25 protein-coding genes are annotated in these 13,388 nt (G+C 60.1%); all 25 read right to left on the reverse strand.

Annotation, left to right across the window (positions count from 1 at the left end; genetic code table 11):
• Positions 1 to 34 precede the first annotated feature (34 nt).
• Entirely contained in the window at positions 35 to 424 is a 390-nt protein-coding gene (rpsK, locus tag AC13QO_RS25565; protein WP_003547577.1) for a 30S ribosomal protein S11, read from the reverse strand.
• Between the two features lie 133 nt (positions 425 to 557).
• Positions 558 to 926 (reverse strand): 30S ribosomal protein S13, encoded by a 369-nt coding sequence (gene rpsM / locus AC13QO_RS25570; RefSeq protein WP_011424992.1) that lies wholly within the window; start codon positions 924 to 926, stop codon positions 558 to 560.
• A gap of 222 nt (positions 927 to 1,148) precedes the next feature.
• Positions 1,149 to 1,799, reverse strand: coding sequence for an adenylate kinase (locus AC13QO_RS25575; protein ID WP_183706384.1), 651 nt, complete (start codon positions 1,797 to 1,799; stop codon positions 1,149 to 1,151).
• On the reverse strand, positions 1,796 to 3,136 hold the full coding sequence (secY, locus tag AC13QO_RS25580; protein ID WP_085777822.1) for a preprotein translocase subunit SecY: 1,341 nt from the start codon (positions 3,134 to 3,136) through the stop codon (positions 1,796 to 1,798). The genes AC13QO_RS25575 and secY overlap by 4 nt, the downstream gene beginning before the upstream one ends.
• 233 nt (positions 3,137 to 3,369) lie before the next feature.
• On the reverse strand, positions 3,370 to 3,846 hold the full coding sequence (gene rplO / locus AC13QO_RS25585; RefSeq protein WP_085777821.1) for a 50S ribosomal protein L15: 477 nt from the start codon (positions 3,844 to 3,846) through the stop codon (positions 3,370 to 3,372).
• 16 nt (positions 3,847 to 3,862) lie between these two features.
• The gene (gene rpmD / locus AC13QO_RS25590; protein WP_011424988.1) at positions 3,863 to 4,072 is read right to left on the reverse strand and encodes a 50S ribosomal protein L30; all 210 of its coding nucleotides are present in this window, start codon (positions 4,070 to 4,072) and stop codon (positions 3,863 to 3,865) included.
• Between the two features lie 13 nt (positions 4,073 to 4,085).
• The gene (rpsE, locus tag AC13QO_RS25595; protein WP_003573784.1) at positions 4,086 to 4,655 is read right to left on the reverse strand and encodes a 30S ribosomal protein S5; all 570 of its coding nucleotides are present in this window, start codon (positions 4,653 to 4,655) and stop codon (positions 4,086 to 4,088) included.
• A gap of 134 nt (positions 4,656 to 4,789) precedes the next feature.
• Entirely contained in the window at positions 4,790 to 5,152 is a 363-nt protein-coding gene (rplR, locus tag AC13QO_RS25600) for a 50S ribosomal protein L18 (protein WP_011424987.1), read from the reverse strand.
• Positions 5,153 to 5,164: 12 nt separating this feature from the next.
• Positions 5,165 to 5,698 (reverse strand): 50S ribosomal protein L6, encoded by a 534-nt coding sequence (gene rplF, locus AC13QO_RS25605; RefSeq protein ID WP_011424986.1) that lies wholly within the window; start codon positions 5,696 to 5,698, stop codon positions 5,165 to 5,167.
• Between the two features lie 42 nt (positions 5,699 to 5,740).
• Positions 5,741 to 6,139, reverse strand: coding sequence for a 30S ribosomal protein S8 (gene rpsH, locus AC13QO_RS25610; protein ID WP_004674934.1), 399 nt, complete (start codon positions 6,137 to 6,139; stop codon positions 5,741 to 5,743).
• Positions 6,140 to 6,151: 12 nt separating this feature from the next.
• Positions 6,152 to 6,457, reverse strand: a complete 306-nt coding sequence (gene rpsN, locus AC13QO_RS25615) for a 30S ribosomal protein S14 (RefSeq protein WP_018115514.1) — start codon at positions 6,455 to 6,457, stop codon at positions 6,152 to 6,154.
• Between the two features lie 32 nt (positions 6,458 to 6,489).
• A complete protein-coding gene (rplE, locus tag AC13QO_RS25620; protein ID WP_011424985.1) occupies positions 6,490 to 7,047 on the reverse strand; it encodes a 50S ribosomal protein L5 in 558 nt (185 codons plus the stop codon).
• The gene (gene rplX, locus AC13QO_RS25625; protein WP_004674929.1) at positions 7,040 to 7,348 is read right to left on the reverse strand and encodes a 50S ribosomal protein L24; all 309 of its coding nucleotides are present in this window, start codon (positions 7,346 to 7,348) and stop codon (positions 7,040 to 7,042) included. Before rplX ends, rplE begins: the two co-directional genes overlap by 8 nt.
• A gap of 11 nt (positions 7,349 to 7,359) precedes the next feature.
• Complete coding sequence (gene rplN / locus AC13QO_RS25630) at positions 7,360 to 7,728, reverse strand: 50S ribosomal protein L14 (RefSeq protein ID WP_003573790.1); 369 nt, start codon at positions 7,726 to 7,728, stop codon at positions 7,360 to 7,362.
• Positions 7,729 to 7,989: 261 nt separating this feature from the next.
• Entirely contained in the window at positions 7,990 to 8,229 is a 240-nt protein-coding gene (gene rpsQ, locus AC13QO_RS25635) for a 30S ribosomal protein S17 (RefSeq protein ID WP_004674926.1), read from the reverse strand.
• Between the two features lie 12 nt (positions 8,230 to 8,241).
• Entirely contained in the window at positions 8,242 to 8,442 is a 201-nt protein-coding gene (rpmC, locus tag AC13QO_RS25640) for a 50S ribosomal protein L29 (protein ID WP_008521335.1), read from the reverse strand.
• Positions 8,443 to 8,453: 11 nt separating this feature from the next.
• Positions 8,454 to 8,867, reverse strand: coding sequence for a 50S ribosomal protein L16 (gene rplP / locus AC13QO_RS25645; protein ID WP_003573792.1), 414 nt, complete (start codon positions 8,865 to 8,867; stop codon positions 8,454 to 8,456).
• Between the two features lie 38 nt (positions 8,868 to 8,905).
• The gene (rpsC, locus tag AC13QO_RS25650; RefSeq protein ID WP_003573793.1) at positions 8,906 to 9,640 is read right to left on the reverse strand and encodes a 30S ribosomal protein S3; all 735 of its coding nucleotides are present in this window, start codon (positions 9,638 to 9,640) and stop codon (positions 8,906 to 8,908) included.
• Complete coding sequence (gene rplV, locus AC13QO_RS25655; protein WP_004674922.1) at positions 9,640 to 10,029, reverse strand: 50S ribosomal protein L22; 390 nt, start codon at positions 10,027 to 10,029, stop codon at positions 9,640 to 9,642. The genes rpsC and rplV overlap by 1 nt, the downstream gene beginning before the upstream one ends.
• 2 nt (positions 10,030 to 10,031) lie before the next feature.
• Entirely contained in the window at positions 10,032 to 10,310 is a 279-nt protein-coding gene (rpsS, locus tag AC13QO_RS25660) for a 30S ribosomal protein S19 (protein ID WP_007531666.1), read from the reverse strand.
• A gap of 15 nt (positions 10,311 to 10,325) precedes the next feature.
• Entirely contained in the window at positions 10,326 to 11,162 is an 837-nt protein-coding gene (gene rplB / locus AC13QO_RS25665; RefSeq protein WP_064801905.1) for a 50S ribosomal protein L2, read from the reverse strand.
• Between the two features lie 11 nt (positions 11,163 to 11,173).
• Positions 11,174 to 11,467, reverse strand: a complete 294-nt coding sequence (locus AC13QO_RS25670; protein WP_003547550.1) for a 50S ribosomal protein L23 — start codon at positions 11,465 to 11,467, stop codon at positions 11,174 to 11,176.
• Positions 11,464 to 12,084: a 50S ribosomal protein L4 gene (gene rplD, locus AC13QO_RS25675; RefSeq protein ID WP_004674918.1), complete on the reverse strand. Its 621-nt coding sequence runs from the start codon at positions 12,082 to 12,084 to the stop codon at positions 11,464 to 11,466. Before rplD ends, AC13QO_RS25670 begins: the two co-directional genes overlap by 4 nt.
• Before the next feature lie 13 nt (positions 12,085 to 12,097).
• Complete coding sequence (rplC, locus tag AC13QO_RS25680; protein ID WP_004674916.1) at positions 12,098 to 12,739, reverse strand: 50S ribosomal protein L3; 642 nt, start codon at positions 12,737 to 12,739, stop codon at positions 12,098 to 12,100.
• A gap of 33 nt (positions 12,740 to 12,772) precedes the next feature.
• Complete coding sequence (gene rpsJ / locus AC13QO_RS25685) at positions 12,773 to 13,081, reverse strand: 30S ribosomal protein S10 (protein ID WP_003547547.1); 309 nt, start codon at positions 13,079 to 13,081, stop codon at positions 12,773 to 12,775.
• Positions 13,082 to 13,388 lie beyond the last annotated feature (307 nt).

Here is a 13,388-nt window from a genome sequence, read left to right on the forward strand (position 1 = left end):
GCGCCAAGGCGCTCACCGGTGACGAGAGCGATGATCAGACGCGGCGCTTCTTGCGCGGACGGCAGCCATTGTGCGGGATCGGCGTCACGTCGCGGATGGACGTGATCATGAAACCTGCAGCCTGGAGCGCACGCAGAGCCGATTCACGACCCGAACCCGGACCGCAGACTTCGACTTCCAGCGACTTCATGCCGTGTTCCTGGGCCTTCTTGGCGCAGTCTTCGGCAGCGATTTGGGCAGCAAAGGGGGTCGACTTGCGCGAACCCTTGAAGCCCTTGGCGCCAGCCGACGACCAAGCGATCGCATTGCCCTGCGCATCGGTGATGGTGATCATCGTGTTGTTGAAGGTCGAGTTAACGTGCGCGACACCCGACGAGATATTCTTGCGCTCGCGACGGCGAACGCGGACGGCTTCCTTAGCCATGCTATTCCTTTCTTTGATCTCTTCACCGCCGTAATACCAGCGGCTACACCGGAACGGCGCCTACATGGTCCCGCTCCAAACTCAAAAGAGGCCGGCGCGGACCGCCAGCCTCCCCACCCCGGCTTCCCGGAAATTACTTCTTCTTGCCAGCGATTGCCTTTGCCGGACCCTTACGGGTGCGGGCATTGGTGTGCGTGCGCTGACCGCGGACCGGAAGGCCGCGACGATGACGCAGGCCGCGGTAGCAGCCGAGATCCATCAGACGCTTGATGTTCATCGCGGTTTCGCGACGAAGATCACCCTCGACCTGATAGTCACGGTCGATGGTTTCGCGGATCTGAAGGACTTCAGCGTCCGTCAGCTGATGCACACGACGCTCAGCCGGAATACCGACCTTCTCGACGATTTCCTGTGCGAATTTCGGACCGATCCCGTGAATGTAGGTCAGCGCGATGACTACGCGCTTTGCAGTCGGGATGTTGACGCCAGCGATACGTGCCACGCCTGTTCTCCTTGCATTCCAGTTGCCATCCGGCAAGTGGGCTTCGTTATGCGACCCTCAGGGCCGCCCGTTCAGATTTAATGTCCGTAACATGTCAAAACGACCGCACCCGGACTTCCCAGGGAAATCCGCGCCGATCGCAGGGAATGTCGCGAGTTGGCGCGGTGTTTAGCGGAATCACTGCTGAAAAGCAACCGTTTCCGCCAAGTTTATTTTCAAGCCTTAAAGCTTGGAAAGAATGGCTTCGACCTCAGCAGTCACATGGTCGATTTCAGCCATGCCGTCGACAGACCTGAGCTTGCCCTTGGCATGGTAGTAACCGATCAGCGGTGAGGTCTCCTTGTAGTAGACCTGCAACCGGGCCGTCATGGTCTCCGGAGTGTCGTCGGGACGGCGCTTGAAGTGGGTAGAGCCGCACTTGTCGCACACACCCTCATTGGCCGGGACCTTGTCCGTGTCGTGATAGACGCTACCGCACTGGGCGCAGGAGTAGCGGCCGGCAACACGACGGACCAATTCGGCATCATCGACACGGAATTCGATGACGACGGAGAGACCAAGACCCTTTGCTCTCAGCATCGCTTCGGTGGCGTCCGCCTGAACGAGCGTCCTGGGGAAGCCATCGAGAATGAAACCGTTGGCGCAATCGGGCTGATCGATTCGCTCCGAGACGATGGCGATGACGATCTCGTCCGAGACCAGCTTACCGGCGTCCATGACCGCCTTGGCGCGCTTGCCGATCTCCGTGCCGGCGTTGACCGCCGCACGCAGCATATCTCCCGTGGAAAGCTGCGGAATGCCGTGCTTTTCCACGATCCGCTGGGCCTGGGTTCCCTTGCCCGCGCCCGGCGGCCCCAAAAGGATAAGTCTCATCGCCCCCTCTTTCCTCCTCGCAACTTCGATTTCTTGATCAGGCCTTCGTATTGCTGCGCGATCAGGTGACCCTGGATCTGTGCAACCGTATCAAGAGTTACGCTAACCACGATCAAAAGCGAAGTCCCACCAAGGGATAATGGAATGCCGGTTTGCGACACCAGAATCTCCGGGAGGATGCAGACGAAGACGAGATAGATGGCGCCGATCACCGTGATACGGGTCAGCACGTAGTCGATGTATTCGGCGGTGCGCTCACCGGGACGGATTCCGGGAATAAAGCCGCCATGCTTCTTCAGATTGTCGGCCGTGTCCTTCGGATTGAAGACGATGGCCGTATAGAAGAAGGCGAAGAAGGCGATCAGCGCCGCATAGAGCACCATGTAGAGCGGCTGGCCATGGCCGAGGGCGGCAACGATCGACGTCGCCCAGGCAGGCATGGCCGTGGTGTTGGCAAAGCCCGCGACTGTCGCCGGCAGAAGCAGCAGCGAAGAGGCAAAAATCGCCGGGATCACGCCCGAGGTGTTCAGTTTCAGCGGCAGGTGCGACGTATCGCCCTGGAACATGCGGTTGCCGACCTGGCGCTTCGGATACTGGATCAGCAGCCGGCGCTGGGCGCGCTCCACGAAGACGATGACACCGATGACGGCGATTGCGACAATGATGACGAGCAGGATGAGGCCGGTCGACAGCGCCCCGGTGCGGCCGAGTTCAAGCGTGCCGGCAAGAGCGCTCGGCAGGCCTGCTGCGATACCGGCAAAGATGATCAGCGAAATGCCGTTGCCGATACCGCGCGAGGTGATCTGCTCGCCGAGCCACATCAGGAACATCGTGCCGCCGAGCAGCGTCAGAACGGTGGAAATACGGAAGAACCAGCCCGGATCGACGACAAGGCCCTGGCCGCTCTCCAGGCCGGCCGCAATGCCGTAAGCCTGAAGCGCACCCAGAATGACGGTGCCGTAGCGGGTGTACTGGTTGATGATCTTGCGACCCTGCTCGCCTTCCTTCTTGAGGTTTTCAAGCGTCGGCACGACCGACGTCATCAGCTGCACGATGATCGAAGCGGAGATATAGGGCATGATGCCGAGCGCAAAGATCGCCATGCGCTGAACGGCGCCGCCCGAGAACATGTTGAAAAGGCCGAGAATGCCGCCTGCCTGGCCGCGGAACGCCTGGGCATAGGCTTCGGGATTGAGACCCGGAAGCGGGATATGGGTGCCGAGCCTGTAGACGAGGAGAGCTGCCAGTGTGAACCACAGGCGCTTCTTCAAATCCTCGGCTTTGGCAAAGGTCGAAAAATTGAGGTTGGATGCCAATTGTTCCGCTGCAGAAGCCATGCGATTCTCCGCCCTACCAATTCCGGCGTCTCTGGGGAAATGCCGGCCCCGGAATCAGTATGAAAATAATTCAAAACCGGGTTTTGGACGGATTGCAGCGCAACCCCATGCCTCACCCTAGTTTTCCAGTTTTACCGGCGTGACGCGGGCGCGCCAGCCAAGTCTTTGTGAGGCCCACATATGGGAGCAAAATCGCCCGGTGTGAAGCACCCCGGGCGATATATCATCAGATATTATTCCGCTGCAGCCGGAGCCGAAAGCAGCGTCACCGTGCCGCCGGCCTTTTCGATCTTCTCGACGGCGGGCTTGGAAGCGCCCGCGACGACGATGGTGATCTTGGCCTTGAGCTCGCCGTCGGCGAGAACGCGAACGCCGTCCTTTGCGCGGCGGATAACCCCGGCAGCCTTCAGGGCAGCTGCGTCAACAGTCGCCTTGGCGTCGAGCTTGCCGGCGTCGACTGCCGCCTGAATGCGGCCGAGCGACACGACAACAAAGTCGGAAGCGAAAATGTTATTGAAGCCGCGCTTCGGCAGGCGACGATAGATCGGCATCTGGCCGCCTTCGAAGCCGTTGATGGCGACGCCGGAACGGGACTTCTGACCCTTGACACCGCGACCAGCCGTCTTGCCGGAGCCCGAACCGATACCGCGGCCGAGGCGCTTGCGGCTGTGGGTCGAGCCTTCGTTGTCCTTGATTTCATTGAGTTTCATGAGCGTTTCCTCCGTCTCACTTCTCGTCGACGATGCGAACGAGATGCTGGACAGCACGGATCATGCCGCGAACGGAAGGAGTATCCTCCAGCGTGCGGCGACGGTGCATCTTGTTCAGTCCGAGACCGATCAGCGTGCGCTGCTGAACGTCCGGACGGCGAATCGGGCTGCCGATCTGTTCGATCGTGACAGTCTTCGCTTCAGCCTTCTTGGTAGCCTTGGCCATTGGTCAGCTCCTCTTATTCTTCAGAGGCGTTGCCGGAGGCGCTACGACGAGCCTGCAGCGTTGCATACTTGATGCCGCGCTGAGCTGCGATGTCCTTCGGGTGAACCTGGTGCTTCAGAGCGTCGAAGGTGGCGCGAACCATGTTGTAGGGGTTCGACGAACCGGTCGACTTGGCGACGACGTCGTGCATGCCGAGCGTTTCGAATACGGCGCGCATCGGACCGCCGGCGATGATGCCGGTACCGACCTTGGCCGAGCGCAGCAGAACCTTGCCGGCGCCGTGGCGGCCATGGACGTCGTGATGCAGCGTGCGGCCATCACGCAGCGGTACGAAGATCAGCTCCCGCTTGGCGGCTTCGGTTGCCTTGCGGATGGCTTCCGGCACTTCGCGTGCCTTGCCGTGGCCGAAGCCGACGCGGCCCTTCTGGTCGCCGACGACGACGAGTGCTGCGAAACCAAAACGACGGCCGCCCTTGACGACCTTGGCGACGCGGTTGATCGCGACCAGCTTGTCGACGAATTCGCTATCGCGCTCTTCACGGCTCTGGCGGTCTTCCCGCTGCGGCCTTCTTTCCTGTGCCATTGTCCTCTTCCTTTTTCTTTTCCGGGTGCAATCGGCAAATGAATGTGGACCGCATTAGCCTCCCCTTCTTGCCAGGGAGTGCCTGCGGTCCGGCGAAAATCCGGCCGGAGCGACAGCGCCCGGCCGGAAACTGATCAGAAGGTCAGACCGCCTTCGCGGGCCGCTTCGGCGAGAGCCTTGATGCGGCCGTGATAGATGAAGGCGCCACGGTCGAATACGACGTCCGTAACACCGGCCTTGGAGGCGCGCTCGGCGACGAGCTTGCCTACGGCGGCGGCGGCGGCGGTATCGGCACCGGTCTTCAGAGAACCGCGCAGATCCTTGTCGAGGGTGGAGGCGGACGCAAGCGTCTTGCCGGCCACGTCATCGATGATCTGGGCATAGATGTTCTTCGAGGAGCGATGAACCGACAGGCGCGGACGGCCATTGGCCACCGACTTGATATGACGGCGCACGCGGTTGGCACGACGTGCAAGTGCTTCTTTCCTGCTAGCCATTTCGCGTGATCCTTACTTCTTCTTGCCTTCTTTGCGGACGATCCGCTCGTCGGCATACTTGACACCCTTGCCCTTGTACGGCTCGGGACCGCGATATTCGCGGATTTCGGCCGCAACCTGACCGACCTGCTGCTTGTTGATGCCGCTGACGATGATTTCAGTCGGCTTCGGAACAGCGATCGAGATGCCGACCGGCGGTTCATAGACCACGTCGTGGCTGAAACCGAGGGCCAGCTGCAGGTTCTTGCCCTGCATGGCGGCGCGGTAACCGACGCCGTTGATTTCGAGCTTGCGCTCGTAACCATCCTTGACGCCCTTGAAGATGCCTTCGATCATCGTGCGGGACATGCCCCACTTCGAACGCGCATCCTTGGACTGGTTTACGGGCGTCACGACGACCGCGTTGTTTTCGAGCTTGAGGCTGATTTCGTCGTTAGCGACGAAGAACAGCTCGCCCTTCGGGCCCTTTGCGGTAACCTTCTGGCCTTCGACCGTAGCCGTGATCCCAGCAGGCACCTGAACGGGCTTCTTACCGATACGAGACATGTTTCAATCCTGTCTGTTCGCTATGGAGATCCCTGCCCGATCTTAGAAGACCGAGCAAAGAACCTCGCCACCAACGTTCTGTTCGCGAGCCTGGTGATCGGCCATCACGCCCTTCGGAGTCGAAAGGATGGTGATGCCGAGGCCGTTCGCGACCTGCGGAATGGACTTGACCGAGACATAAACCCGGCGGCCCGGCTTCGACACACGGCCGATCTCACGGATCACCGATGCGCCTTCATAGTACTTCAGCTCGATGTTGAGCTCCGACTTGCCATTGCCGAAATCGACAACGGAATAGCCACGGATGTAGCCTTCGGACTGCAGGACATCGAGAACACGCGCACGGAGCTTGGATGCAGGCGTCGAAACCGACGACTTGCGGCGGGAAGCGCCGTTGCGGATGCGGGTGAGCATATCGCCCAACGGATCAGTCATTGTCATCTAACCTGCTCCTTACCAGCTCGACTTGACGATGCCCGGCACCTTGCCGAGATTGCCGAGTTCACGCAGCGCGATACGCGACATGCGCAGTTTGCGGTAGTATGCGCGCGGACGGCCCGATACTTCGCAACGGTTGCGAATGCGGGTCTTCGATCCATCGCGCGGCAGGGATGCCAGCTTGATCGAGGCCTTGAACCGCTCTTCGATCGGAAGAGCCTGGTTCATGATGATCGCCTTCAACGCAGCCCGCTTTGCGGCCTGGTTGGCGACCGTATTACGGCGGCGCTTGTTCTTTTCAACTGCGCTTGTCTTCGCCATGTCAGGTTCCTTTTCTACGCTCGTCGTTACGGTTATTGACGGAACGGGAAGCTGAACTCCTTCAGGAGAGTCCGTGCTTCGTCGTCGGTCGTCGCCGTCGTGCAAACGATGATGTCCATGCCCCACATCTGATCAACCTTGTCGTAGTTGATTTCAGGGAACACAATGTGCTCCTTGATGCCCATGGCGAAGTTGCCACGGCCGTCAAAGCTCTTCGGGTTCAGGCCGCGGAAGTCGCGAACGCGCGGAAGCGCGATGTTGACCAGGCGATCCAGGAACTCGTACATGCGGGCGCCGCGCAGGGTGACCTTTGCGCCGATCGGCATGTTTTCGCGGACCTTGAAGCCTGCGATAGAGTTGCGTGCGCGGGTGATGACCGGCTTCTGACCGGCGATCGCTGCGAGGTCGGCGGCAGCAACCGTCGGCTTCTTCGAATCAGCGGTCGCTTCACCGACACCCATGTTGATCACGATCTTGTCGAGCTTCGGGATCATCATCTCGTTGGCGTAGGAGAACTTCTCCTGCATCGCCTTGCGGATGCGCTCGACATATTCCTTCTTGAGCCGCGGCTCGTATTTTGCCTCAGCCATCGATCACTTCTCCAGAACGCTTGGCCACGCGGACCTTCTTGCCGTCAACGACCTTGAAACCGACGCGGGTCGGCTTGCCGTCCTTGTCGACGATTGCAATGTTGGACAGGTGGACCGGGGCTTCCTTGTTGATGATGCCGGCTTCCTGGGTCTGCGTCTGGCGCTGGTGGCGCTTCACGACGTTGACGCCACGGACGACGGCACGATCTTCCTTCGGCATGACCTGAACGACTTCGCCGGTGCGGCCCTTGTCCTTGCCAGCGAGCATGACGACCTTGTCGCCTTTACGTATCTTCTGCATCGCTTCGCTCCTTACAGTACTTCGGGAGCCAGCGAGATGATCTTCATGTGGTTCTTGGCGCGAAGTTCGCGCGGAACCGGTCCGAAGATACGGGTACCGATCGGCTCTTTCTTGTTGTCGATTAGGACTGCTGCGTTGGTGTCGAAGCGGATGACGGAGCCATCCGGACGACGGATGTCCTTGGCGGTGCGAACGACAACCGCCTTCATCACGTCACCCTTCTTCACGCGGCCGCGCGGGATCGCTTCCTTGATCGAAACGACGATGACGTCGCCGATCGAGGCATACTTGCGCTTCGAGCCGCCCAGCACCTTGATGCACATGACACGACGTGCGCCGGAATTATCCGCGACGTCGAGGTTTGTTTGCATCTGAATCATATCAGGTCGCCTTCTTGGTTTACCGGAATGGTTGGGCCTAAGCCCCCTACCCCGGCTTATGAAAATGTTCGCCGGCCAACCCACCGTAACGGCAGGCAAAAACACGGCATAGCTGAATAGCGCGGGGTCGATCGTGCCAGGGTGGTTTCCCGAACGGGACCTTCCGTGCGCTCAAAGCAAAAGAACGCCCGGCATTCGAGCGTTCTGACGCTGCTTCATACAGATATTTCGGCGAGACGCAAGGCCTCGCGCAAAATTCTGTTACTTGCCCTGGGCGGCAATGACCGTCCAGCGCTTGTCCTTGGAGATCGGCGCGCATTCCTCGATGGATACGGTATCGCCGATCTTGTACTGGTTGTTTTCGTCGTGGGCCTTGTACTTCTTGGAACGACGAACGGTCTTCTGGAGCAGCGGGTGAGCGAAACGACGCTCAACGCGAACCACTACCGTCTTCTCGTTCTTGTCGCCAACGACGACGCCCTGCAGGATGCGCTTCGGCATGTTTTTCTTCCTTTAGGCCTTAACTTCTGCCGCCTTCTGGCGGGCAATGGTTTTGACGCGAGCGATGTCCTTGCGGACTTCGTTGATGCGCGAGGACTTTTCGAGCTGGCCGGTCGCCTTCTGGAAGCGCAGGTTGAACTGCTCCTTCTTCAGCTTGGCAAGCTCGTCCTTGAGTTGGTCGGCGCTGAGCGCGCGAACGTCTGAGGCTTTCATGAGCTCAATCCTTACTCTGCAATGCGCTGTACGAAGCGCGTCTTGACCGAGAGCTTGGCAGAGCCGAGGCGAAGCGCCTCACGGGCGATCTCTTCGCTGACGCCGTCGATCTCGAACATCATACGACCGGGCTTGACCTTGCATGCCCAGTACTCAACGGAGCCCTTACCTTTGCCCATGCGGACTTCGGTCGGCTTTGCGGTTACCGGAACGTCCGGGAACACGCGGATCCATACACGGCCGGCGCGCTTCATGTAGCGCGTGATCGCGCGGCGGGCCGCTTCGATCTCGCGTGCGTTGACGCGGTTGGGCTCCTGAGCCTTCAAGCCGAATTCGCCGAATGCCAGGTCAGAACCGCCCTTGGCAACGCCCTTGATGCGGCCCTTGAACTGCTTGCGGTACTTAGTACGCTTTGGCTGCAACATTTTCTTACTTCTCCGAGCTTATCTTTCGCCAGCGCTAATTACGCGTTGTCGCGTTCGCGGCGACGATCGCCACGGTCGCGTTCGCGGCTTGCCGGACCCTGTGCATCGCCTTCCAGCGCGCGACGTTCGGAAGCCATCGGATCGTGCTCAAGGATTTCGCCCTTGAAGATCCAGACCTTGATGCCGCAGATACCGAATGCGGTTTCGGCTTCTGCCGTGCCGTAATCGATGTCGGCGCGCAGCGTGTGCAGCGGCACACGACCTTCACGGTACCATTCAGTACGGGCGATTTCAGCACCGCCGAGACGACCGGCGCAGGTGATCTTGATGCCTTCGGCTCCAAGACGCATTGCCGACTGAACGGCGCGCTTCATGGCGCGGCGGAAAGCCACGCGGCGCTCGAGCTGCTGGGCGATCGACTGTGCGACCAGCGTCGCGTCGACTTCGGGCTTGCGCACTTCGACGATGTTGAGGTGCGTTTCCGAATTGGTCATGTCCGACAGCTTCTTGCGGAGCTTGTCGATGTCGGCGCCCTTACGGCCGATGATGAGGCCCGGACGGGCCGAGTGGATCGTGACGCGGCACTTCTTGTGCGGACGCTCGATGACCACCTTGGAGATGCCTGCCTGCTTCAGTTCGCTCATGACGAACTTGCGCATCTTCAGGTCTTCGTGCAGCAGCTGGCCATACTCGGCATTGTCCGCGAACCAGCGGCTATCCCAAGTACGGTTGATGCCGAGACGGAAACCGATCGGATTGATTTTCTGACCCATTATGCGGCCTCCTCTGCTGCCTGCACTTCACGAACGACGATCGTCAGGTGCGCGAAGGGCTTTTCGATGCGCGATGCGCGACCGCGGCCACGAGCGTGGAAACGCTTCATGACGATCGACTTGCCGACGTAGGCTTCGGCGACGACGAGCGCGTCGACGTCAAGATCGTGGTTGTTCTCGGCGTTGGCGATCGCGGATTCGAGCGTCTTCTTGACGGCGCCCGCGATGCGCTTGCGGGAGAACTCCAGCTCAGCGAGTGCACGCTCTACCTTCTTGCCGCGGATGGCCGCAGCAACCAGGTTGAGCTTCTGGGGGCTGACACGGAGCGTGCGGGCGACTGCTTGCGCCTCGTTGTCCTTCAGCCGGCGTTCGGCTTTTGCCTTGCCCATTGTTACTTCCTCTTCGCCTTCTTGTCCGCGCCGTGACCGTAGTAGGTGCGGGTCGGAGAGAATTCACCGAATTTGTGACCGACCATGTCTTCATTGACACTGACCGGGACATGTTTGCTGCCGTTGTAGACGCCGAAGGTAAGACCGACGAACTGCGGCAGGATCGTGGAGCGACGGCTCCAGATCTTGATCACTTCTGCACGTCCGCCTTCACGAACCTTCTCAGCCTTCTTGAGAAGATAGCCGTCAACGAACGGACCTTTCCATACTGAACGAGCCATTGGAGACTTCCTCTCTTACTTCTTACGCTGATGACGCGAGCGCATGATCATCTTGTCGGTCGACTTGTTCGACCGGGTGCGCTTGCCCTTGGTCGGCTTGCCCCACGGTGTCACCGGATGGCGACCACCGGAGGTGCGGCCCTCACCACCGCCGTGCGGATGGTCGACCGGGTTCATGACAACACCGCGGTTATGGGGACGCTTGCCGCGCCAGACGGTACGACCGGCCTTGCCGTCGTTGATGTTGGCGTGGTCGGGGTTCGAGACGGCGCCGATCGAAGCAAGGCAGATGCCGCTTACGAGGCGCTGCTCACCGGAGTTCAGGCGAAGGATCGCCATACCCTGGTCACGACCGACGAGCTGCGCGTAGGAACCGGCGGAACGGGCGATCTGACCGCCCTTGCCCGGCTTCATTTCCACATTGTGGATGATGGAGCCGACCGGGATGTACTGCAGCGGCATGGTGTTGCCGGGCTTGACGTCGACAGCCTTCTCCGAAGCGATGACCTTGTCGCCGGCAGCGAGACGCTGCGGAGCGATGATGTAGGCCTGCTCGCCATCAGAATAGGTCACCAGCGCGATGAAAGCCGTGCGGTTCGGATCGTATTCGATACGCTCGACCGTGCCTTCGACATCGAACTTGCGACGCTTGAAGTCGACCAGTCGGTAGCTGCGCTTATGACCGCCACCGATGAAGCGAGCCGTGATGCGGCCGAGGTTGTTACGACCACCGCTCTTGGTCAGACCTTCCGTCAGCGCCTTGACCGGCTTGCCCTTGTAGAGCGAGGAGCGGTCCACGATGACCAGCTGACGCTGGCTCGGGGTCGTCGGATTGAATGTTTTCAATGCCATTTTCTTATTCCTCAGAGACCGGTGGAGACGTCGATCGTCTGGCCTTCAGCCAGCGTCACGACAGCCTTCTTCACGTCCTTCTGCTTGCCGACGAAACCGCGGAACCGCTTGGTCTTGCCCTTACGCAGCAGAGTGTTGACGGCCGTAACCTTGACGCCGAACAGCGCCTCGACAGCAGCCTTGATTTCCGGCTTTGTCGCCTGCTTGGCGACATTGAAAACAACCTGGTTGTTTTCAGATACCAGCGTGGACTTTTCGGTGATCGCCGGAGAGACGATCACATCGTAGTGGCGAAGATCGGTCACTTGAATCGCTCCTCTAGCGCTTCAACCGCAGCCTTGGAAAGCACGAGCTTGCCGCGGCGCACGATGTCGTAAACATTGATGCCCTGGATCGGCAGAACATCGATGTTCGGGATGTTCTGCGCTGCAAGCTTGAAGTTGCCGTCAAGCTCTGCACCGCCGATGAAGAGGGCGTTGGTCAGGCCGAGCGTCTCGAAAGCAGACGCGAGAGCCTTGGTCTTGGCTTCAGCTGCGACCAGGTTGTCGATGACGATGACGTCATCGGCCTTGATCTTGGCCGAAAGGGCATGGCGAAGGCCGAGTGCGCGAACCTTCTTCGGAAGGTCGTGCTCGTGGCTGCGAACGACCGGGCCATGGGCCTTGCCGCCGCCGCGGAACTGCGGAGCGCGAGCCGAATGGTGACGGGCGCGGCCCGTACCCTTCTGCTTGTACATCTTGGCGCCGGTGCGCGAAACCTCAGCGCGGCCCTTTGCCTTGTGCGTGCCCTGCTGCTTCTTGGCAAGCTGCCAACGGATAACGCGGGCGAGAATGTCTTCGCGGGGCTCGAGGCCGAAAATCTCGTCCGAAAGGGAGACCTTCCCGGCGTCTTTTCCCTCGAGGGTCTTGACGTTCAATTCCATTGATCTGGCTCCCTTACTTCGCGGCCGACTTGACGGCGTCGCGCACGATGATCCAGGCACCCTTGGAACCGGGAACAGCACCCTTGATCAGGATCAGACCGCGATCTTCGTCGGTCGAAACCACTTCCAGGTTCTGCGTCGTGACGCGCGTCTGGCCCATGTGACCAGCCATCTTCTTGTTCTTGAAAACCTTGCCCGGATCCTGGCGCGAGCCGGTCGAACCGTGCGAACGGTGCGAAACCGACACACCGTGCGTGGCGCGCAGACCGCCGAAACCGTGGCGCTTCATGGCGCCGGCAAAACCCTTACCGATGGTCGTACCCGTCACATCGACGAGCTGACCGGCGGCAAAGTGACCCGCCTTGAGCTCCGTCCCGATCTCCAGCAGATTGTCTTCCGACACGCGGAATTCTGCGAGCTTGGCCTTCGGCTCGACGTTGGCAACGGCAAAGTTGCCGCGCATCGCCTTCGACGTGTTCTTTACCTTCGCCTGGCCGGCACCGAGCTGAACTGCGGTATAGCCATTCTTTTCGACAGTGCGCGTGGCAACGACCTGGCAGCCGTCCATACGCAGTACCGTTACCGGGACATGCTCGCCGGCGTCGTTGTAGACGCGGGTCATTCCCACCTTCTGTGCAATCACACCTGAACGCATCGGTTCAATCCTTCCAACTCAGCTCGAGCAAGCTCAGAGCTTGATCTCAACATCGACACCGGCGGCGAGATCGAGCTTCATCAGCGCGTCTACCGTCTGCGGGGTCGGGTCTACGATGTCGAGCAGGCGCTTATGCGTGCGCATCTCGAACTGTTCGCGGCTCTTCTTGTCGATGTGCGGGGACCGGTTGACCGTAAACTTCTCGATGCGGGTCGGAAGCGGAACGGGGCCCCGGACGCTTGCACCGGTGCGCTTCGCCGTCGACACGATCTCGCGCGTGGAAGCATCGAGAATCCGGTGATCGAACGCCTTCAGGCGAATGCGGATATTTTGGCCGTTCATTCGACGTTATCCTTGTGTTTGTTTTCCACATGTCTCTCAACAAGACACGGGTTGTTCTTTCTTCCTAAGGCGGACCACCGGTTTCAAAGATCGAGAGGGCGCCGATGCCCGGCGTCCCTATCCAGTCTTCAGGGCCTTCTAGCCCACCTTATTTGCTTGTTCAGTCACCGCTTCGTCGTCCAAAGCGGCACGCAAATCGCGCTCGCGCGCCATTTGCTACATTTCTGTGTAATAAGCAAGCGGCTTACGCCGCCTGCATCATAATATTGTCATCGAATCGGCCACCCCACCGGAGTGGCCGAATGAA

The organism is Rhizobium sp. CNPSo 3670, from assembly GCF_057784555.1.

Coding starts and splice junctions, on each gene's coding strand:
- rplX (WP_004674929.1), bottom strand. CDS start 7,348: ATGCAGAAGATACGTAAAGGCGACAAGGTCGTCATGCTCGCTGGCAAG.
- rplN (WP_003573790.1), bottom strand. CDS start 7,728: ATGATTCAGATGCAAACAAACCTCGACGTCGCGGATAATTCCGGCGCA.
- rplF (WP_011424986.1), bottom strand. CDS start 5,698: ATGTCTCGTATCGGTAAGAAGCCCGTTCAGGTGCCTGCTGGGATCACG.
- rpsS (WP_007531666.1), bottom strand. CDS start 10,310: ATGGCTCGTTCAGTATGGAAAGGTCCGTTCGTTGACGGCTATCTTCTC.
- rpsH (WP_004674934.1), bottom strand. CDS start 6,139: ATGACAATGACTGATCCGTTGGGCGATATGCTCACCCGCATCCGCAAC.
- rpsE (WP_003573784.1), bottom strand. CDS start 4,655: ATGGCACAGGAAAGAAGGCCGCAGCGGGAAGACCGCCAGAGCCGTGAA.
- secY (WP_085777822.1), bottom strand. CDS start 3,136: ATGGCTTCTGCAGCGGAACAATTGGCATCCAACCTCAATTTTTCGACC.
- rplV (WP_004674922.1), bottom strand. CDS start 10,029: ATGGGCAAGGCAAAAGCCGAACGCCGGCTGAAGGACAACGAGGCGCAA.
- rpsJ (WP_003547547.1), bottom strand. CDS start 13,081: ATGAACGGCCAAAATATCCGCATTCGCCTGAAGGCGTTCGATCACCGG.
- rpsN (WP_018115514.1), bottom strand. CDS start 6,457: ATGGCGAAGACAAGCGCAGTTGAAAAGAACAAGCGCCGCCGTAATACG.
- rplR (WP_011424987.1), bottom strand. CDS start 5,152: ATGGCTAGCAGGAAAGAAGCACTTGCACGTCGTGCCAACCGCGTGCGC.
- rpsK (WP_003547577.1), bottom strand. CDS start 424: ATGGCTAAGGAAGCCGTCCGCGTTCGCCGTCGCGAGCGCAAGAATATC.
- rplB (WP_064801905.1), bottom strand. CDS start 11,162: ATGGCATTGAAAACATTCAATCCGACGACCCCGAGCCAGCGTCAGCTG.
- rpsQ (WP_004674926.1), bottom strand. CDS start 8,229: ATGCCGAAGCGCATCCTGCAGGGCGTCGTCGTTGGCGACAAGAACGAG.
- rplE (WP_011424985.1), bottom strand. CDS start 7,047: ATGGCTGAGGCAAAATACGAGCCGCGGCTCAAGAAGGAATATGTCGAG.
- rplO (WP_085777821.1), bottom strand. CDS start 3,846: ATGAAACTCAATGAAATCAAGGACAACGAAGGCTCGACCCACAGCCGC.
- rpmD (WP_011424988.1), bottom strand. CDS start 4,072: ATGGCCAAGGCTACCAAGAAGGCTGAAGCGAAGACTGTCACGATCGAA.
- rpsC (WP_003573793.1), bottom strand. CDS start 9,640: ATGGGTCAGAAAATCAATCCGATCGGTTTCCGTCTCGGCATCAACCGT.
- rpmC (WP_008521335.1), bottom strand. CDS start 8,442: ATGAAAGCCTCAGACGTTCGCGCGCTCAGCGCCGACCAACTCAAGGAC.
- rplD (WP_004674918.1), bottom strand. CDS start 12,084: ATGGAATTGAACGTCAAGACCCTCGAGGGAAAAGACGCCGGGAAGGTC.
- rplC (WP_004674916.1), bottom strand. CDS start 12,739: ATGCGTTCAGGTGTGATTGCACAGAAGGTGGGAATGACCCGCGTCTAC.
- AC13QO_RS25575 (WP_183706384.1), bottom strand. CDS start 1,799: ATGAGACTTATCCTTTTGGGGCCGCCGGGCGCGGGCAAGGGAACCCAG.
- rplP (WP_003573792.1), bottom strand. CDS start 8,867: ATGTTGCAGCCAAAGCGTACTAAGTACCGCAAGCAGTTCAAGGGCCGC.